Raw genomic sequence first — 19,235 nt, 5'->3', positions numbered from 1 at the left:
ACGGAATCTGGCTCCTTGCTGGGGGGGGGGCTGGGGTCGGGCTCCGGGCGGGGAACCGACTGCGACATGTAAGTCATGCGACTTACCGCACCCAATATAAGTCACGTGGCTTACGCCTGTGGGCGTGGGTTACGTTGGCGCCTCGGCTCGCCACACGCAGGAGACGACGACCCCCGATGGCCAGATCAGACGCGGCGCGCACGGCGCTGCTCGACACCGCCGAGCGGCTCTTCGTCGAGGCGGGCATCTCCCACGTCTCGGACCGCAAGGTGGCCGAAGCCGCGGGGAACACCAATCACTCGGCCGTCGGCTACTACTTCGGCGGACGCGAGGGACTGCTGCGCGCACTCCTCACCCGGCATCTGGCGGCCATGGAGGAGCCACGCCGCGCGATGTTCGAGCGCTCGGACTCGCTCCTCGACGACGTGCGCTGCCTCGTCGTACCCGTCACGGACACCCTCGCCGAACTGCCGCCGCCGACCTGGCGGGCGCGGTTCGTGAGCCAGGCGCTCCACGACCCCGTCACCGCTCCGCTGCTGCACGGCCTGGAGGACGCGGCACCCACGGCGGCGCTCATCATCCGCTCGGCCGTCTCGCGGCTCGACCTGCCGAAGGCCGTCGTCCGCGGCAGGGCGGCGCTGATGTCCCACGTCATCACGTCGGCGTGCGCGGAGATGGAGGAGCGCGCGGAGCGCGACGGCAAGGAGCCGAAGTGGCAGGCGGCGGGCGACTTCCTCGCCGACGCCATCACGGGGATGCTGACCGCTCCTGTCAGCCGTCCCGCGGACGTGCCGTCCCTCGCGGCGGAGGACGACTGAGGAGCGTCAACCGGCGGGCCGGGGAAGCCGGTCGACGCCCGACCCCCGGAACGGCGGGGGCCGTTCACACGACGGACCGGCGCCCGCTGCCGGGCGCCGGTCCGTCGTACGCGGCCGTCAGTCGCTCTTGCGGCCGGGGAGGTTCTCGTACATCTCGGTGAGCTTCTGGCGGAAGCCGCGGGCCGCGATGCCGGTGCGCTGCGGGTCCTGCACGCCCGCCTTGAGCGTCTTGGTCGCCTGGTCCTTCGTCACGTGCGGCGGGATCGGTGCGATCTCGCTGTCGACGACGAACTCCAGCACCGTGGGCCGCCCGCCGGCGAGCGCTTCCTGCCAGGCGCTGGTGACCTCGTCGGGGTCGTCGCAGCGGATGCCCCGCAGGCCGGCGAGTTCGGCGTAGCGAGCGTAGGGGAAGTCTGGGATGTCCTGCGAGCCCGGGTACTTCGGGTCGCCGCCCATCGCGCGCTGCTCCCAGGTCACCTGGTTGAGGTCCTGGTTGTTGAAGACGCAGAAGACCAGCGGCGCGGGCGAGGCGAGCCGGTCGGCGTACCGCTTCACCGTCAGCATCTCGTTCATGCCGTTCATCTGGAACGCCCCGTCGCCGACGAAAGCGATCACCGGCCGGTCCGGGTAGGCGAAGCGGGCGGCGATGGCGTACGGGACGCCCGGGCCCATCGTGGCGAGGGTGCCGGAGAGCGTGGCGTGCATCCCCTTGCGCAGCTTCAGGTGACGGGCCCACCAGTTGGTGGCCGAACCGGAGTCGGCGGTGAGCAGGGCCCCGTCCGGCAGCATCGGGGAGACCTCGTGCACGACGGCCTGCGGGTTGATGCGGCCCTCGAAGGTCTGCGAGGCGCGCTTGCGCAGGACCGTGTTCCAGGAGTCGACGTCCTTCTCGATCTTCTCCCGCCAGGAGCGGTCCTCCTTGCACTCCAGGAGCGGGATGAGTTCGCGGAGCGTCTCCTTGGAGTCGCCGACGAGGTGGGCCTCCATCGGGTACCTGAGGCCGATCATGCGTCCGTCGATGTCGATCTCGACGCCGCGGCAACTCCCCTCGTCCGGCAGCCATTCGCCGTACGGGAAGCTGCTGCCGATCATGAGGAGCGTGTCGCACTCGTTGATCATCTCGTCGCTGGCCTTGCTGCCGAGCAGCCCTATCGGGCCCGTCACGTACGGCAGTTCGTCCGGTACCACGTCGCGGCCGAGGAGCGCCTTGGCGATGCCGGCTCCGAGGAGGTCGGCGGCCTCCAGCACCTCCCCCTCGGCGTCGGCCGCGCCCTGGCCGACGAGGAGGGCAACCTTGCTGCCCTCGTTGAGGACTCCGGCCGCCTTGTGCAGCTCCTCGCGGTTGGGCAGCACCCTCGGCCGGCTCCAGCCGACGCTGGAGAAGACGGCGCCGTGCTCCTTCGGCGGCGACGGCTCGGCATCGGCCTCCTGGATGTCCTCGGGCAGGACGACGGTCGCGACGCCGCGCGTGGTGAGCGCCGTCTTGAAGGCACGGTCGATGACGTGCCGCACCTGCCCCGGGTCCATGCAGACCTGGCAGAACTCGCTGACGTCGGCGAAGAGTTGTTCGAGGGCCACCTCCTGCTGGAAGTGGGTGCCCTGCGCGATGCGCTTCTGCTGGCCCACGACGGCGACGACCGGCTGGTGGTCGAGCTTCGCGTCGTAGAGCCCGTTGAGCAGGTGGATGGCGCCGGGGCCCGAGGTGGCGGTGCAGACGCCCACCTCGCCGGTGAACTTGGCGTGGCCGCACGCCATGAAGGCGGCCATCTCCTCGTGCCGCGTCTGGATGAACTCCGGTCGCCCCGCTGCCCGGTCGAACGCGCCGAGCATGCCGTTGATGCCGTCGCCCGGGTATCCGTACACGCGCTGGACCCCCCAGGTGCTGAGGCGTCCGAGGACGTAGTCGGCTACCTGCTCAGCCATGGTGCTCCCTCCCCAGATGGTGGGCGTCGGGTCGGAGCGGGCGGGTTCCACGGTGCGGCGTGCGCAAACCGGGGCCGCCCCGCGCGAAGCGGGGCGGCCGTCGGGCGGGTCAGATGTTCCAGGGACGGTCGTCGGGCGCGATGCGCCACAGTCGGTCGTCGCTCGGGTAGGCGGTGTCGAGGTGGAGGCTCTCCCACGAGCCGTCGTTGTAGCGGTTGAGCGTCATGGCGAGGCTCGGGTCGGTCTTCGGGGTCCACATCCACCAACCCGAGTTACGTCCGCCGGATTTGGACGCGTGGAGGACCCACTTCTGGAGGTCGGAGCCGTCGCACGTCTTGATGACGAGCTGGGTGCCCCGCTGTGGGTCTGCGGTGGCCGGCTGGAGGCACTTGTCGGCGGCGGCGTTGCGCAGTACCCGGGTGGAGGTCGCCGACCCGGGGCCGGCCCCGGGGCCTTCGGCACGCCAGGCTTCGGAGCTGTACTTCCAGGCCGGGTCGCGGAGGCTGATCACGGTGGCGCCTTCGGCCTTGCTGTCGCCGTAGGTCGCCAGTCGGCTGCCGCTCGTCTTGTTGATCACGTCGCGGTCGGCGGGGTCGGCGGAGGCGTGCGTGCCTCCCAGCGCGCCGGTCAGGGCGACGGCTGCTACGGAGACGGCGAGCAGGCGGTGGTGTCGGGGCATGACGGTGTGCGTTTCCCTCCTGAGCGGGCTCCGCGGGATGCGGAGCTTGACGCCTGAATGGTGATCGGCGAAAGCGGTGGGCCGTGGGCGGATACGTCGGGTTCATCCGCACGACGGACTCGGTCAAACTCCCGTCCGGCACGGTCGGTCGGCGTCCTCCTGGCCGGCCCGGAACCCTGCCCCGCGGCCGGTGCGTACGTGGACCTACCGGCCCTCGCTGCCGCGTTCCCGCCTCCCCGCGAGGGCCGACTTGTCGATCTTTCCGGCGCGGGTCAGCGGCATGTCGGTACGGACCTCGACGTGCTCGGGGACCATGTGGTCCTGGTGGAGGACGGTGGCGACGTGGGCCCTGAGCGCGTGTGCGCCCGGGGCGTCCTCGGTGAGGGTGACCGCGGCGTGGACGTGGTCGCCACCGTGCCGTTCGTCGGGGACGGCCCAGACCGCCGCCTCGCGTACGGCCGGGTGGCCGAGGAGCGCCTCCTCGATCAGCCGCGGGTAGACGTGCGTTCCGGTGGCGTGGTGGATGAGGAGCTCCTTGCACCGGCCTTCGAGCGTCAGGCAGCCGTCCCCGCCGAGGCGTCCGAGGTCGCCCGTGCGCAGCCAACCGCCGTGCAGCGCCGGCTCGTTGGCGTGCTCGGGGCCGAGGTAGCCGGCCATGAGCGCCGGGCCGCGCATCCACACCTCTCCGCTCTCGCCGGCCGGCAGCGGGGCGCCCTCCGCGTCCCTGACCTCGATCGAGACGCCGGGCGCCGGCCGTCCGACCGACGCGCGGACGGCGGCGTCCCCGTGCAGGTGGTCCTCGGGTGTGAGCACGCTGACCACGCCCGCCTCCGTGAGGCCGTACACCTGCTGGAGCACGGGGCCGAACCGCTCCGCGGCCTGCTGCAGCCGGTGCGGGGCCGACGGCGCGGCACCGTACGCCAGCAGGCGCAGGCTCGACAGGTCCGCGCCGGCGCACTCCGGATGGTCGAGCACCTTGGCGAGCTGCGGCGGGGAGAGCAGGACGCGTGTGACGCGCTCGCCGGGGACGAGGCGCAGGAAGGCGCCGGCGTCGAACCCCTCGTGGAGTACGAGGGTTCCGCCCGCCCTGAGCGTCGGCATGGCGAAGTACCAGCTCACGTGGGACAAGTCGGTGAAGACGAGGCAGCGCTCCCCCGGCGTCGCGAGCGCGACGGGCTCCAGCGCCGGGGGCGCGAAGAGCGCGTGCGTGTGCACAACGCCCTTGGGCACGCCCGTCGTTCCGCCGGTGCACAACAGCGTGCGCACCCGGCTCGCAGGGGCGGGCGGGGGCGCGGCCGGCGGGTCGACGCCGGGCGGCGGGGGCGCGAGCGCCAGCGGACGCGGCGTCAGTCCCGGGACCTCGGCCGCGAGGGAGCGGGCGGCCCGTGCCTCGTTCGGGTCGTGGCAGAGCTCCGTGGCCGACGCGTCGCGGAGGAAGGTGCGCTGGACGGGGCGCGACGCGTCGCGGGCGACGTGTGCCACGGGGCGCCCCGCCAGGTGGCAGGCGAGGTGGACGACGAGGGCCTCGGGGCGGTTGCGGGCCAGGACGCCGACGGTTCCGGTTCCGTGGGCGAGCGCCGCCGCCAACACCGCGACGTGGCCGCCGAGTTCGCGGTAGGTGAGACGGCCGCCGCCGTGCACGACGGCCTCTCGCCCGGCCCAGCGGCCGAACGCGTCGCGGAGCAATTCCTCGACATAGCTCATGGTCGGCGTTCTCTCCGCCGGAGCCGCCGAGCAACGCGGCCGCGCCGCATTGCATCCGAAGGAGGGAAGCCGCCGGGACCACGGAGGCGTGGGCCGGCCGCTGCCCGACCCGTCCGCGAGCGGAGTACGTCGAGCCCGGCGCCGTCCTGCCGCGACACGGCGCCGGTGTCCTCCGCGGCCTCACGGGCGGGCGAGAGACCCGGGGTGACACCTCGTACGCCGCCCCGCCGCGCACCGGCGCCCACCTCGACGGCGCAGAGAAGGACAACGCCTGTTGCGTCGACCGCCTGCTCCTCCTCGCCAACTCCTCGACGCAGAAAGGGGATGTCCTCAGAGCCGACGGAGGGAGCCCGGCTCCGCGGGCTACCCGGCGAGCCCGTCCAGCCCGGCCTCCCACGGGAACCCGCCCTCGACGCGGCGCCCTTCGACGACGGTGACGCCCGCACCACGCAGCGCGCCCACCGAGCGTGCGAACTGCGGATGCCGCGAGAGCGGGCGGTTGACGCAGGTGACGGTGGCCAGTGGTAAGCCCCTCCCGATCGCCTCGGCGGCGAGGCCGACCACCAGTGTCGAAGTCAACCCCAGCGCCCAGTGGTTGACGGTGTTGAACGTCGCGGGAGCGAGCAGCGTCGCGTCGGCCGGGTCCCACACGTCGGCGTCGCCGGGGCGCGGATAGCTGACGCGTACGGGGTTGTCGGTGAGCTGCGCGAACGATGCCAAGCGGTCGCCGAGCCAGCTCGCCGCGGTGGGGGTGAGACCCAGGCAGACCGTCCACCCGCGGTGCTGGGCTCGGTGGATGCCCTCTTCGACGTGGAGGACGGGGGGCGCGGCAGAAGCGAGGAAGTAGAGCACATGGGAGGCCATGCGGGGATTCCATCACGGCAGACGCCACCCGAAACGGTGGTACGGGGGCGGGCGGGCGCCGGCAGCGTTCATCGTGGGGGCCGCGGGGTAACCAGCCCTGGCCGAACCCCGACGGCGGTGCGCGACAGGGCGCACCGCGCGGACCGGAAGACGAACGGAGGCCGCGTTGGCGGGACTTCAGGAGGAGCGCACGGGGACGCGCATCGCCGAGCAGCGGAAGCTGGCGGGGCTGACCCAGCGGGGACTCGCGCAGCGCATCCCGTACTCCTACAGCATGCTGCGGCAGGTCGAGGAGGGGCACAAGAACGCGTCCCCCGACCTCGTCGCGGCGGTGGCGCACGCGCTCCGCATCGACGCCACCACGCTCACGGGGCAGCCGTACCTCGCGGAGCTGCGCCAGGACCGCCTCGCGGAGCTGATCCGCCCGATCCGCGAGTGCCTCGACCTCTACGACCTCGAGCCGCCCGCCGCGTACGAGATCCGCCCCGTCGCCGAACTCGCCCACGACGCGGACGACTTGTGCCGCCTGGTCCGCGCCACCCAGCTCAACACGGCGGCGCGGGCGCTCCCGCCGCTCGTCACCGAGGTGACGGCCGCCGCGCACCGCACACCGGGGACGCACGTCTGGCAGACCCTCGGCTCGTGCTACCGCACGGCGTACGACCTCGCCACGAAGCTCGGCTTCCACGACCTCTCCACGATCGCCCTCGACCGCATGGCCTGGGCGGCCGAGCGTGCGGGCGACCCGCTGCTCGCCGCCGTGCGCCAGTACATGCGCGCGCTCGCCTACTTCAGGGAGGGCGAGCACGAGGTCGGCCTCCGGCTCATCGGCAAGGGCCACCTCCTGCTGGAGGGCGCCGAGCACGAGGCGGGCGAACTCCTCGCCGTGCGCGGCCAGTTGCACCTCGGCGCCGCGATCATCGCAGCCCGCGCCCGGGACGCGGACACCGTACGCGCCCGCCTCGCCGAGGCCCGCGCGTGCGCGCAGCACACGGGCGAGGCCGGGTGGGTGCACTGGCTCTCCTTCGGCCCCGCGAACGTCGCCGCGCACGAGCTCTCCGCGCACGTCGAGATGAACAGGTACGGGAAGGCGCTCCAGGCGGCCTCCCGGCTGCAACTCCCGCACGGTTGGGCGATGTCGAGGCGTGCGCACGTCCACATCGACCGGGCGCGCTGCGAGATGGAGACGGGCCGCACGGAGGCCGCCCTGGATTCGCTGATGACGGCGCGACGCATGGCCCCGCAGCAGACGCGCTACCATCCCGGCGCGCGCGAAACGCTCAAGGGCCTGCTCCAGCAGCGGCGCCGCACCCCGGGGACACTCGGTCACATGGCAGCCTGGATCGGGATGTGAACCGGCATACGCGCGGGGCGCATCCGGGGGCGTGCGACCGAGCGTCACCAACGAGTGACACTTAGTGGCACCTCGGCCGGGCAGGCTGGCCGCATGCCGATCGACCAGCCGTTTCCCCGCCGGGTCAACGCTCCCGGCCACGACAGCCCTTGGCTCCCGCCCGCCGGCGCCGGCACCGAGCTCGTGCCGGCCGGGGTGTGGTGGGACGCGGTGCGGGTCCGGCTCGGCATCGGCGAACGGCTGCTCGCGCGACTCGGCCCCGCGGCGGGCGCCGTACTCAAGGACCCCAGCGACCACCGGCTCTACCTGCTCACCGACCCGGGTGCCACGGCCGATTGGGCCTTCACCTCCTACGCGGCGGAGGTCCAGCTGCTCTCCACGGCGACGTGGGTGGCAGTCCCTCCCCGCGACCGCATCCGGGCTCGCGGCCCGTACTGGCTCGTCCCCCCGGACGCCGCCGAGCGCTGCCTCACGGAGCCCGGGCGCCTCCACGCCGCGGTCGTCGGCGCGCTCGCCGAGGTGCTCGGCCCGCGTACCGGCGAGCCGCCCGTCGTGTGAAGTGCGGTGCGGGGCCCGGCGGTCCGGGCCCCGCGTGCCCGGTTCGTCCGGCTCGGCTCAGGGGAGGCTGACGCCGTGCGAGGCGAGGTACCGGAGCGGGTCGGTGTCGGTGCCGTAGGCGCGCCCCTCGCGCACCTCGAAGTGGAGGTGCGGGCCGGTGCTGTTGCCGGTGTTGCCCGAGCGTCCGATCACCTTGCCGGCCTGCACGCTCTCGCCGGGGGAGACGGTGATGGCGGAGAGGTGCGCGAAGAGCGTGTACTTGCCGTCCGTCATACGGATGGTGACGGCGTTGCCGTAGTCGCCCGCTTCGCCCGCCTCCACGACCGTGCCCGAACCGACGGAGCGGACGGGGGTGCCGACGGGGACGGCGAAGTCGACGCCCGTGTGGTGGCCGGCCGCCCAGTTGCCCTTGACCCCGTACGTCTGGGAGATCCTCGCCGAACCTGCGAGCGGTGACGTCCATCCGCTGGTGGGGGTCCGCCGCCGGTCGCCCCAGGCGTCCTCCGCGACACCGCGGACCAGGTCCCGTGCGGCCGAGACCGCCGCGGCCTGGTCGCCTCCGCCGCGGCCTGGTCCGTCCGCTGCGGCCGCGGTTCCGCCGGTCGCGACGACCGCCGAGGCGAGGGCACCGCAGAGTGCCCACCTGATCCGGGTGCGTGCCGGGCGCTGCTTCTGCGCCGTAGCTGTGTGCGTCATACCTGTGAAGCAAACGCGGTCGGTGGCGGGCACGCACGCCGGACGGCACCGCGAGAGTGACGTGACGGGGAGTCAGCCTCAACCCCTGGGTGCCGCGTCGCGTCGGCCGCTCAGGAGGAGCTGCGCACCACGAGTTCGGTCGGCAGCAGTCGCGCCGGCTGCGGTTCGCCGGGTTCCGGCTGCACGGCGGCGCGCGCGGGCCGCGTCTCCGTCGGCTCACGCTCCCTCAGGGAGAGCAGGACGCGGACCATCTCGCGGCCCATCTCGTCGATCGGCTGGCGGACGGAGGTGAGCGGCGGGTCCATGTGCCGCGCGATGGCGGAGTCGTCGAAGCCGACGAGGGCGATGTCCCCCGGTACCGAGCGGCCGGCCTCGCGCAGCGCGAGGCGGGCGCCGGCCGCCATCACGTCGGAGGCGCAGAAGACGGCGTCGAGGGAGGGTTCGGCGGCGAGCAGGCGGCGCATCGCGCGGTGGCCGCCTTCCTCGGTGAAGTCCCCCTGGACGAGCAGCGATTCGTCGACCTCCCGACCGGCGGCGCGGAGCGCCTCGCGGTAGCCGTCCGCGCGGCAGCGGGCGACGTACATGTCAGGGGGGCCCGTGATCGTCGCGACCGTGCTGCGTCCGCCGTCGAGGAGGTGGCCGACGGCGGCGCGGGCGCCCGCGGCGTTGTCGGTGTCGACGTACGGCATCGACTCGGCGGACGAGCGGCGGCCGTTGAGGACGGCGGGGAGGCCGTGCTCCGCGAGGAGGTCGGGGAGCGGGTCGTCGGCGTGGAGGGAGACGAGGAGGGCGCCGTCGACCCGGTGCGAGGCCGCGTACTGCGTGAAGCGGTCGCGCTCCCGCTCGTTCCTGATCAGCGTGAGGAACAACTGCATGTCGTGCTCGGCGAGTTCGGCGCTGGCGCCGCGGAGGATGCCGGAGAAGTACGGCTCGGCGAAGAAGCGCGTCTCCTGCTCGGGGACGACGAGCGCCACCGCGTCGGTGGTGCCGGCGGCGAGCGCGCGGGCCGCGCGGTTGGGGATGTAGCCGAGCTCCGCTATCGCGTCCTCGACGAGTTCGCGAGTGCGCTCGCTCACCCGCGGCGAACCGTTGACCACCCGCGAGACGGTGCCGCGGCCGACGCCCGCGAGGCGGGCGACCTGCTCCAGCGTCGGGCGCCTTCCGCCCGCGAGTCCGTTGCGCACCGCTGTCATTGCTGCCTCTCCGCTCGCGCTCTCGTGGTCACTGCCGGCCGCCGGCCGGGGGGCTCGTCCGCGCTGGGGACGCCGTCTCACGTCCGGGGGCGTGCACCGCCCGGCGGTCGGTTCCGATCATTCAACTACACCCCGTTCTTTACGAGTTGCTGCCGCATGCCTTGACACTCCGCCCCGGCTCCGTAACCTTCAAGTCATCACAACTGGGAGCGCTCCCAAGGTACATGTCGCATTCAGAAACCGTATGTTCGGGAGGACGCAGCACGATGAGAACCGACCGCACCACCACCTCCGCGCAGCGCCTCGGCACGCGCACGCGCACCACGCGTCTCGCCGCGGCCGGCCTCGCCGCCGTCCTCGGCGCCGGCCTGCTCGGCGCCTGCGCCGACGACGGCTCGTCCGACTCGGCGTCGAGCGGGGACGGCTCGGGCGGAGACAAGACCACCGTCTCCGTCGGCGTCTTCGGCGTCTTCGGCTACAAGCAGGCCGGCCTCTACGACGAGTACGAGAAGCTCAACCCCGGGATCCGCATCAAGGAGAACTCGACCGAGCGAAGCGAGGACTACTACCCCGCGCTCCTCAACCACCTCACCGCCGGCAGCGGACTCAGCGACATCCAGGCGATCGAGGTCGACAACGTCAACGAACTCGCCACCGAGCAGGCCGACAAGTTCACCGACCTCGGCAAGGCGAACGGCGTCAGCAAGGACGACTTCCTGAAGTGGAAGTGGGACCAGGCGAAGACCGAGGACGGCAAGGTGATCGGACTCGGTACCGACATCGGTCCGATGGGCGTCTGCTACCGCAAGGACCTGTTCGAGAAGGCGGGCCTGCCGACCGAGCGGGACGAGGTCGGCAAGCTGTGGGCCGGCGACTGGGACAAGTACCTCGACGTCGGCGAGAAGTTCATGGCGAAGGCGCCCGAGGACACGCACTTCATGGACAGCGCCGCCGGGCTCTACAACGGTGCGGTCTCCGGCTACCGGATCAAGAACTACAGCCGCAGCGGTGAGCTCGTCTACAAGAAGAGCCGCGCGGTGCAGGACTCCTGGGACCTCGCGATGCGTGCGATCGACGGGAAGATGACGGGCAAGCTCAAGCAGTACGACACCGCCTGGGACCAGGCGTACGCCAACGGCACCTTCGCCAGCGTGGTCTGCCCGCCGTGGATGCTCGGCTACATCAAGGAGAAGTCGGGGAGCCGCGGCGCCGACAAGTGGGACGTCGCGCCCGCGCCGAAGCCGGCGAACTGGGGCGGCTCCTTCCTCGGCGTCCCGGAGCAGGCCAAGAACAAGGACGAGGCGATCAAGCTCGCAACCTGGCTGACCGCTCCCGAGCAGCAGGCCAAACTCTTCAAGAAGCAGGCGAGCTTCCCGAGTGCGGCGAAGGCGCTCGACATGCCCGAAGTGAAGAACGCCAAGCACGAGTACTTCGACAACGCACCGATCGGTGAGATCTTCGCGAAGGCGGCGAAGGGCATCCCGACCACCGTCCTCGGCCCCAAGGACGCAGTCATCAAGCAGAACATCTCCGAGGTCGGCATCCTCCAGGTCGAACAGCAGGGGAAGACGCCCGAGCAGGGATGGTCGGCAGCGACCAAGAAGATCGACGACGTGGTCGAGGACTGATGGCTCCGCCGGACACCCGCGTACGGGACCGGGACCGGGCTTCGCCCGAAGGACCGCGGGGCAACGGCCCCACGGACGGAGGGAATGCGGGCGCGGGGCGACGCGGCGGAAGCCCAGGGCGCGTCAGCCGACTCCACCGCTGGGACGCCAAGTGGAGCCCGTACGCCTTCATCGCACCGTTCTTCCTCTTCTTCGCCGTCTTCGGCCTCTTCCCGCTCCTCTACACGGGGTGGGCGTCGCTCCACTCCGTCTCGCTCCACAACCCGACGCAGATGGAGTGGGCCGGCTGGCACAACTACAGCAGGCTGCTGGAGGACGAGTTCTTCTGGAACGCGCTGCGGAACACCTTCACCATCGGGGTGCTCTCCACTGTCCCCCAACTGCTGATGGCCCTCGGGCTCGCGCACCTGCTCAACTACCGGCTGCGCGGCAGCACGTTCTTCCGGGTCGCGATGCTCACTCCGTATGCGACCTCGGTCGCGGCGGCAACCCTTGTGTTCGCCATGCTCTTCGGGCGCGACTACGGGATGATCAACTGGGTCCTGGAGCTGGTCGGAATCGACCACGTGGACTGGGAGAACGGCACCTGGACGTCGCAGATCGCCGTCTCCTCCATCGTCATCTGGCGGTGGACCGGCTACAACACGCTGATCTACCTCGCCGCAATGCAGGCGATCCCCGGCGACCTCTACGAGTCGGCGGCGCTCGACGGGGCCTCCCGCTGGCAGCAGTTCCGGCACGTGACGATACCGGCGCTGAAGCCGACGATCCTCTTCACGATCATCGTCTCGACGATCGGCGCGACCCAACTCTTCGGTGAGCCACTGCTCTTCGGCGGCTCGCAGACCGGCGGCGGCTCGCACCAGTTCCAGACGCTCGGGCTGTACCTGTACGAGCAGGGCTGGTTCAACTTCCATCTCGGCCGGGCGTCGGCGATCGCCTGGGCGATGTTCCTCATCCTGATCCTGATCGGCCTGATCAACTGGCTGATCGGCCGACGGCTGCAGAAGAGCCACTGAGGGGGCGACCGTGGTTCTCCAATCAACGCCCGCACGGGCGAAGTCGAAAGCCGAACGCGCCGAAGCGGCCCCGGGCGGGACGGGCGCCCCGCGTCCCCGCACGGGTCGTAAACGCGGAGCCGGACGCCAACTCCACGGCGGGAAGGTCACGTACGCGGTCCTCGTCCTCTTCTCGCTGGGCTCGCTGCTGCCGCTGGTGTGGACGGCGATCGCCGCCTCCAGGGACAACCAGCGGCTCGCGGAGACGCCGCCCCCGCTCTGGTTCGGGTCCAATCTCGGCTCCAACCTCATGACCGCCTGGAACGACGCCAACATGGGCAAGGCGCTGCTCAACACGGTCGTGGTCGCGGGCACCATCGCGGTGACGACCGTGCTCTTCGCCACCCTCGCCGGGTACGCGTTCGCCAAGCTGAGGTTCCGGGCGAAGAACCTGCTGCTGCTCGTCGTCATCGGGACGATGATGGTGCCGCCGCAGCTCAGCGTCGTGCCGCTCTTCATGGCCGTCGCCGAACTGGAGTGGACCAACCAGCTCCAGGCGGTGATCCTGCCGATGCTCGTCAGCGCCTTCGGCGTCTTCTTCATGCGGCAGTACCTCGCCGGGGCGCTGCCCATGGAGCTGATCGAGGCCGCGAGGGTCGACGGTGCGCACAGCCTGCGGGTCGTGTGGCACGTCGTCTTCCCCGTGGCGCGGCCGGCGATGGCGGTGCTCGGGATGCTCACCTTCGTCATGGCCTGGAACGAGTTCTTCTGGCCGATCATCGCCCTCACCCAGGACAACCCCACGGTGCAGGTGGCCCTCACCGGACTGGGGCGCGGCTACATCCCCGACCAGTCGGTGATCATGGCCGGAGCCCTGCTGGGGACGCTGCCGCTGCTGATCGCCTTCGCGATCTTCGGCAAGCAGATCGTGGGCGGGATCATGCAGGGGGCGATCAAGGGATAGCCACCACCTGCCGGCTGCCTCCGGACGCCCTCCCGGCCGCCCGTGACGCCGCACCCAGCGGCGCGCACGACGGCCGGCGCGGGGCGCCGCGGCCGCCGGGCGCACCACCGCAACACGCTCTACGCACCCCACCACGCACAGAATTGGGAGCGCTTCCATGACCTCCGAAACCCCGGCCTTCCCCGACGACTTCCTCTGGGGCACGGCGACCGCCGCCTACCAGGTGGAGGGCGCAGCCGCCGAGGACGGCAGGACGCCTTCGATCTGGGACACCTTCTCCCACACCCCCGGCCGCGTACTCGGCGGCGACACCGGCGACACCGCCTGCGACCACTACCACCGGTTCCGCGAGGACGTCGCGCTCATGGCCGAACTCGGCGTCGACGCCTACCGGTTCAGCGTCTCCTGGTCCCGCGTGCAGCCGACCGGACGCGGCCCGGCCGTCCAGCGGGGGCTCGACTTCTACCGCGCCCTCGTCGACGAGCTCCTCGCCCACGGCATCACGCCCTACCTCACCCTCTACCACTGGGACCTCCCGCAGGAGTTGGAGTCCCCCTTCCACGGGGGCACGGCCGCCGGCGGCGGATGGCCCGAGCGCGAGACGGCGTACCGGTTCGCCGAGTACGCGCAGGCGGTGGGCGAGGCGCTCGGGGACAGGGTGCACCACTGGACGACCCTCAACGAGCCCTGGTGCAGCGCCTTCCTCGGCTACGGCTCCGGGGTGCACGCGCCCGGGCGCACCGAGCCCGTCGCTGCGCTCCGGGCGGCGCACCACCTCAATCTGGCGCACGGCCTCGGCGTCCAGGCGCTCCGCAGCGTGCTCCCCAAGCGCGCGGAGGTGCTCGTCAGCCTCAACCCCGCGGTGGTGCGCCCCCGTTCGCAGTCGGCCGAGGACGTCGACGCGGCCCGGCGCATCGACGCGCTCGCCAACCGCGTCTTCGCGGGACCCATGCTCCACGGCCGCTACGACGAGGACCTCCTCGCCGACGTCCGGCACCTCACCGACTGGTCCTTCATCAAGGACGGAGACGTCGAAACCGCACACCAGCCGCTCGACGGACTCGGCATCAACTACTACACACCCTCCGTCGTCTCGGCCGCCCCCGAGGGCGCCACCGAAGTCGACCGGGCCGACGGGCACGGCAACGGCACCGCCTCCCCCTGGGTCGGCGCCGAGCGCGTCGCCTTCCACCAACCGCCGGGCGAGCACACCGCGATGGGCTGGTCCGTCGACCCCACGGGGCTCGGCGACCTCCTCCACCGCTACAGCGAAGAGGCGCCCGGACTGCCGCTCTACATCACCGAGAACGGCGCGGCCTACGACGACAAGCCGGACGCCGAGGGCCGGTTCCACGACCCCGAGCGGATCGCGTACCTCCACTCCCACCTCGACGCCGTGGCCCGCGCCCGGAGCCAAGGCATCGACGTGCGGGGATACTTCCTCTGGTCGCTGCTGGACAACTTCGAGTGGGGGTACGGGTACAGCCGCCGGTTCGGCATCGTCCACGTCGACTTCGAGACCCAGCAGCGCACCCCGAAGGCGAGCGCCCGGTGGTACGCGGAGGTGGCGCGCACCGGCCGGCTCCCCGAGCCCACCGCCCCCGCCCTCGACTAGCGAGGCGGAGGGACCGGGAGCGGCGCCGCTGGGGGACGGCGCCGGTGGGGGCTCTCCGGCTGTTCGACGCCGCTGGGGGACGACGCCGGTGGGGGCGCGGCCGGGGATGAGGCGGGACGCAGCGGGTGGGGGGAAGGAAGCCGCTGCGCCCCGCCTGGCCGGGGGTCCGGGGGTCACCCCCGGCGGGCGATGGTCGCCGCTCCTCGCATCCGCGCGGACCCCGGAACAATCCGCGTGGATGCGGGAACGCTGAGCACGTTACTGCCAGCGGTTCGGCGATACCGGGCAATTCGGGTGCGCGGCGGGGGTCTTATGGTTCGCTTAAGGTCGGGAAAGGGCGCCCTTAGAGATCGCCCGCCTGTTCCCGGCCCGGTCAGAGAGGGAGCGGGGCCTCCCGTGCCGCGCGGATGACCCGGGGTGCCGCCGCCGGCTCCCGATTCGGGGCCTCGCTGCGAGTCGGCCGGGGCGGTGTTCTGTGTGGGGACGCCGGGTTGACTGGGCGTGGTTCCCGGGTGGGGTAACCCGGGGAAAGGCCAGGGGGTTGGGGTGCGTGGGCGAGGCGTGGTGCTCCATGGGGCTCCGCGGGGAAGCGCCGCTGTGATACCGCCCCTACGCCGACAACCGGCCGCGCACAAGACCCCGACGAAGCACGCCGGCAGCCCCGCGCCCCTGCCCCGCTCCCGCAACTGGCCGCGAAACCCCGCCAGTTGAACGGCCGAGCCCACCGCGCCCGACGGCGCCGCCAGGGCCCGCTCAGGGAGCCCCCACCCACGGAGCAAGCCCCAGGCTCCCGGCCTCCGCGCCGGGGAGCACGTCAACGCCTGTGCCGCACCCGCCGTCCGCGGCCCGGCTCCACCGTCTCCTCGCTGCCGTGGAGGCGGAACCGGACGCTGATCTCGGCACCGCCGAGCACCGACTCTCCGACCCGTACGTCGCCGCCCGTCGACTCGGCGACCCGCCTGACGATGTCGAGCCCGAGCCCCGTGGAACCGGGGCTGCCGTCGCCGACGCCGCGGCGCAGGGCGTCGTCCGGGTCGGGTATCCCGGGCCCCGCGTCGGAGACGAGGAGGATCACCGCGTCGCTCGCCGGCTGGGCCTGGTGGACGTCCACGGCGAACGCCGAGCCCTCCGGCGTGTGGCGGAAGACGTTGCCGAGCATCGCGTCGAGTGCGGCGCTGAGTTCGCCGCGCGGGACGGGCACGGGGACAGGCCCCTCCGCACCCGCGACACGGACCTCGCGTCCCTCGTCCTCCGCGAGCGCGGACCAAAACCCCATGCGCTCGCGCACCACTTCGGCGAGGTCGGCTCCGCCCTGCGGGCCCGTCCCCGGCGACTGGGCGCGCTGCTCACGGGCCGTGCGGATGATGCGGTCGACCTCGTTCTCCAGCGTCGCGACGGCCTCGCGGGTCTGCTCCGCCGTGTCGCTCTCGCCGAGCGACGCCGCGTTGAGCCGGAGCACGGTGAGCGGGGTGCGGAGGCGGTGCGAGAGGTCGGCGGCGAGTTCGCGTTCGCTCTCCAGGAGCTGGACCACCTGGTCGGCCATCGAGTTGAACGCCGCGGCCGCCGACCGCAGTTCGCGCGGCCCCTCCACGGGAACCCGGACGCCGAGCTTCCCCTCGCCGAGCCCGTGCGCCGCCTGTGCCAGCCGTTCGGCAGGACGCACCATCCTGGTGCCGAGCCGGTCCGCCACGGCGACGGAGCCGAGGACGAGCGCCACGCCCACCCCGGCGAGGACGGCCCAGGAGGCGGCCACCCCGCTGTTGACGTCCTCGTCCGGCACGAACACCTCGACGACCGCCACCTTCCCCCCGGTCACCGCGGTCGGCTGGAGGAGTACGTAGCCGCCGGACACCTTGACGTTGTCGGCCCGCCCGAGCCGCTGGGCCGCCCGCACCTCCGCGTCGGCGGCGCGCGGGTGCCCGACCTGTACCTCGCCCTCGGGTCCCGAGCCGGTCGACGCGGTGTCGGTGGAGCGTGCGACGTCGTCCTGCTGGGCGGGCGCGGGGACGTGGACGGCGATGCGCCCGTCGGCCCCCGACTGGGTGCTCGCGACGGCCCGCTTCAACTCCTGCCGGTCGGTGGTGATCGCCAACGCCGGCCCCAGCGTGGACGCCTGACGTTCCGCGTGCGAGAACGCGCGGTCCCTCGCCGTCTCCTTGACGACGAGCGCGAGCGGGATCGCGAAGGCGACGACCACCATCACCGTGACGGCGAGGCACACCTTGACCAGAGCCCATCTCACAACGGCGGTTCCCCCGGCGGCTCCAGCTTCACCCCGACCCCCCGAAGGGTGTGCAGGTACCGCGGACGGGCTGCGGTCTCGCCCAACTTGCGGCGCAGCCAGGAGAGATGGACGTCGATCGTCTGATCGTCCCCGTAGGACTGCTGCCACACCTCGGCGAGCAGCTCCTTTCGGGAGACGACGACCCCGCTGCGGCGGGCGAGGAACGCCAGCAGGTCGAACTCACGGCGTGTGAGGTCCAACTCGGTGCCGTCGAGCACCGCCTGGCGCCGCAACGTGTCGATCGCGAGCCCGCCGACGCGGAGCGCGCCTTCGTCGCCCGTGTCGTCCTGCGCGGTCGAGCGGACCCGGCGCAGGACGGCCGTCATCCGCGCCGAGAGGTGCTCCACCGAGAACGGCTTGACGAGGTAGTCGTCGGCGCCCGCGTTGAGCAGCCGCACGATCTCGGCCTCCTCGTCCCTCGCCGTGGCGATGATCACGGGGACGTCCGTGAGCCCGCGCAGCATCTTCAGCGCCTCGGTCCCGTCGAGGTCGGGGAGACCGAGGTCGAGGACGACGAGATCGAACCCGACCTGGGCGACCTCGCGGAGCGCCTCCAGCGCCGTTCCGACACTTCTTACCGTGTGGGACGCCTCCGTGAGATGCCTGATGAGGGCCGAGCGGACGAACTGGTCGTCCTCCACGACGAGCACACGTGCCATGAGCGGAACCGTACGCCACGCCCACACCGGTACGGCAGTTGACGGCGGCGCCGGGATTCGGACCCCGCACTTCCCGAAGACCCGGGGACGGCATGCGACCGAGCACGTAGGGTACGCGGACGCCGCAGGCGTCCCCCGACACCGCGGAGGAACCGGACGACTCTCCGCACCGCGGACCAACGCGGCACATCCGCCGTGCGGTTGGGAAACCCCCGCCGACGGCGCGGAGCCGCCGAAGCACACCGAGGGAGGTGAACAGCCGACCCCGACCGAGGAGCGCCCCCGCGCAACGACCGCCGGACTCCGACCGGACGGCGCCGCCACCCGAGCCGATCCGCCCGGCGCCCCCGGCCGCCCGAAGCCCGACAACCGTCCGCACCGCAGCAGTTGACGGAGTGGCGCACGGCGGCCATTGGCACCGCGGCACCCCACCGCCGGGCGCCCGCCCGGCCTCGCGGGAGCGGCCGAACGCATCCCCGCCGGGGTAGGGGCCGGAGTCGCGCAACTGCCGGCGCGTACCGTCGGGGCGACGACACCGGGCGGGCAACAGCCCGGCGGTGCGGGGCACTCGCCCCGCGCGGCCCCTCCCTGCAGACCGCCCCAGCAGAACGGACGACAAGGAACCCGAGGCGCATCGATGCGGCGCAGAGGACTCGTACACACAGGAGCGTGGCTCGCGGCGACCACCGCGGCCGTCACGCTCTCCTGGTTCGGCGTGCACACGGTACTCGCCGGCACCGTCTACGATCCGCCGCGCACACTGCCGGTCTCGGGCGAAGGCGACGCGTCCGAGACGGAACCCGAATCGTCCTCCACCCACCGCCCCAAGCCCAGCCCGACGACGCTGCCGCCCGCCCCCGGCACCAGCCCTCCCTCCTCCCCCGACAAGGAGAAGGACGAGGACGACAGCCGCGACGAGAAGAACGACGAGGCGGGCAGCCCCAGCGCTCCCTCCACTCCGCCGAGCGAACGCACCCCGCCGCGGGGCGGCGCGGAACGCACGAGCGAGATCCAGGGCGCCACCGTCCGCGGCGGCAGGGCCGTCTTCGACGTCAGGAAGGACACGGCCTCGCTCGTCTCCGCCACTCCGGAGGCCGGTTGGGACATGCAGGTGTGGGAGTCGCCGCAGTGGATACGCGTCACCTTCCGGAACGGCGAGGCGGCCTCCTCGATCATCTGCCGCTGGGACCACTCCCGACCCCGCATCGAGGCGTTCGACAGCTGAGGCGCCGCCCAGGCCGGACGCCGAGCCCCAGCCCGCCCGACGATGGCCGCCCACCCCGTGCGCCCCCTCGCCG

16 protein-coding genes are annotated in these 19,235 nt (G+C 72.4%); 8 read left to right on the top strand and 8 right to left on the bottom strand.

Going from position 1 to position 19,235, the window contains the following annotated elements; all coding sequences use genetic code 11:
- Positions 1-176: 176 nt before the first annotated feature.
- Positions 177-818 carry a TetR/AcrR family transcriptional regulator gene (locus UWG_RS0117785; protein WP_016908568.1) on the top strand — a complete coding sequence of 214 codons (642 nt, stop codon included), beginning with the start codon at positions 177-179 and terminating at the stop codon, positions 816-818.
- Between the two features lie 117 nt (positions 819-935).
- Here UWG_RS0117785 and UWG_RS0117780 read toward each other — a convergent pair whose 3' ends face one another.
- The 4 genes from UWG_RS0117780 to UWG_RS0117765 all read right to left on the bottom strand — a co-directional run bounded on the left by UWG_RS0117780 (position 936) and on the right by UWG_RS0117765 (position 5,988).
- Positions 936-2,741, bottom strand: coding sequence for a thiamine pyrophosphate-requiring protein (locus UWG_RS0117780; protein ID WP_016908567.1), 1,806 nt, complete (start codon positions 2,739-2,741; stop codon positions 936-938).
- Positions 2,742-2,850: 109 nt separating this feature from the next.
- Positions 2,851-3,420 carry an RICIN domain-containing protein gene (locus UWG_RS0117775; protein ID WP_016908566.1) on the bottom strand — a complete coding sequence of 190 codons (570 nt, stop codon included), beginning with the start codon at positions 3,418-3,420 and terminating at the stop codon, positions 2,851-2,853.
- A 204-nt stretch (positions 3,421-3,624) separates the two neighbouring features.
- Complete coding sequence (locus tag UWG_RS0117770) at positions 3,625-5,124, bottom strand: class I adenylate-forming enzyme family protein (RefSeq protein ID WP_016908565.1); 1,500 nt, start codon at positions 5,122-5,124, stop codon at positions 3,625-3,627.
- A 363-nt stretch (positions 5,125-5,487) separates the two neighbouring features.
- Positions 5,488-5,988 carry a flavoprotein gene (locus UWG_RS0117765; RefSeq protein WP_016908564.1) on the bottom strand — a complete coding sequence of 167 codons (501 nt, stop codon included), beginning with the start codon at positions 5,986-5,988 and terminating at the stop codon, positions 5,488-5,490.
- 166 nt (positions 5,989-6,154) lie between these two features.
- Here UWG_RS0117765 and UWG_RS0117760 point away from each other — a divergent pair, with 166 nt between their 5' ends.
- Together UWG_RS0117760 and UWG_RS0117755 are read left to right on the top strand one after the other, a co-directional pair.
- Positions 6,155-7,342, top strand: coding sequence for a helix-turn-helix domain-containing protein (locus tag UWG_RS0117760; protein WP_016908563.1), 1,188 nt, complete (start codon positions 6,155-6,157; stop codon positions 7,340-7,342).
- A 93-nt stretch (positions 7,343-7,435) separates the two neighbouring features.
- Positions 7,436-7,900 carry a hypothetical protein gene (locus tag UWG_RS0117755; protein WP_016908562.1) on the top strand — a complete coding sequence of 155 codons (465 nt, stop codon included), beginning with the start codon at positions 7,436-7,438 and terminating at the stop codon, positions 7,898-7,900.
- A 57-nt stretch (positions 7,901-7,957) separates the two neighbouring features.
- On the opposite strand, the gene UWG_RS33070 is transcribed toward UWG_RS0117755, so the two are convergent.
- Both UWG_RS33070 and UWG_RS0117745 read right to left on the bottom strand, forming a co-directional pair.
- A complete protein-coding gene (locus UWG_RS33070) occupies positions 7,958-8,596 on the bottom strand; it encodes a M23 family metallopeptidase (RefSeq protein WP_050988598.1) in 639 nt (212 codons plus the stop codon).
- A 110-nt stretch (positions 8,597-8,706) separates the two neighbouring features.
- The gene (locus UWG_RS0117745; protein WP_016908561.1) at positions 8,707-9,789 is read right to left on the bottom strand and encodes a LacI family DNA-binding transcriptional regulator; all 1,083 of its coding nucleotides are present in this window, start codon (positions 9,787-9,789) and stop codon (positions 8,707-8,709) included.
- A 266-nt stretch (positions 9,790-10,055) separates the two neighbouring features.
- Between UWG_RS0117745 and UWG_RS0117740 the strand changes: the two genes are divergently transcribed.
- The 4 genes from UWG_RS0117740 (at position 10,056) to UWG_RS0117725 (ending at position 14,994) form a co-directional block, all read left to right on the top strand.
- Positions 10,056-11,417, top strand: coding sequence for an ABC transporter substrate-binding protein (locus UWG_RS0117740; protein WP_016908560.1), 1,362 nt, complete (start codon positions 10,056-10,058; stop codon positions 11,415-11,417).
- Complete coding sequence (locus tag UWG_RS0117735; RefSeq protein WP_016908559.1) at positions 11,417-12,436, top strand: carbohydrate ABC transporter permease; 1,020 nt, start codon at positions 11,417-11,419, stop codon at positions 12,434-12,436. Before UWG_RS0117740 ends, UWG_RS0117735 begins: the two co-directional genes overlap by 1 nt.
- A 10-nt stretch (positions 12,437-12,446) precedes the next feature.
- Positions 12,447-13,379 (top strand): carbohydrate ABC transporter permease, encoded by a 933-nt coding sequence (locus UWG_RS0117730; RefSeq protein WP_016908558.1) that lies wholly within the window; start codon positions 12,447-12,449, stop codon positions 13,377-13,379.
- Between the two features lie 157 nt (positions 13,380-13,536).
- Positions 13,537-14,994, top strand: a complete 1,458-nt coding sequence (locus tag UWG_RS0117725; protein WP_016908557.1) for a glycoside hydrolase family 1 protein — start codon at positions 13,537-13,539, stop codon at positions 14,992-14,994.
- Positions 14,995-15,808: 814 nt separating this feature from the next.
- Here the strand turns inward: UWG_RS0117725 and UWG_RS30345 are convergent.
- Both UWG_RS30345 and UWG_RS0117715 read right to left on the bottom strand, forming a co-directional pair.
- Complete coding sequence (locus UWG_RS30345; protein WP_016908556.1) at positions 15,809-17,236, bottom strand: sensor histidine kinase; 1,428 nt, start codon at positions 17,234-17,236, stop codon at positions 15,809-15,811.
- Positions 17,233-17,937, bottom strand: coding sequence for a response regulator transcription factor (locus UWG_RS0117715; RefSeq protein ID WP_016908555.1), 705 nt, complete (start codon positions 17,935-17,937; stop codon positions 17,233-17,235). Before UWG_RS0117715 ends, UWG_RS30345 begins: the two co-directional genes overlap by 4 nt.
- A 637-nt stretch (positions 17,938-18,574) precedes the next feature.
- On the opposite strand from UWG_RS0117715, the gene UWG_RS0117710 reads away from it, so the two are divergent.
- Positions 18,575-19,162 (top strand): hypothetical protein, encoded by a 588-nt coding sequence (locus UWG_RS0117710; RefSeq protein WP_016908554.1) that lies wholly within the window; start codon positions 18,575-18,577, stop codon positions 19,160-19,162.
- Positions 19,163-19,235 lie beyond the last annotated feature (73 nt).

It is taken from the genome of Streptomyces xiaopingdaonensis, from assembly GCF_000262345.1.
Classification (GTDB): Bacteria; Actinomycetota; Actinomycetes; order Streptomycetales; family Streptomycetaceae; genus Streptomyces; species Streptomyces xiaopingdaonensis.
This window is presented reverse-complemented; position numbering and strand designations above follow the sequence as displayed.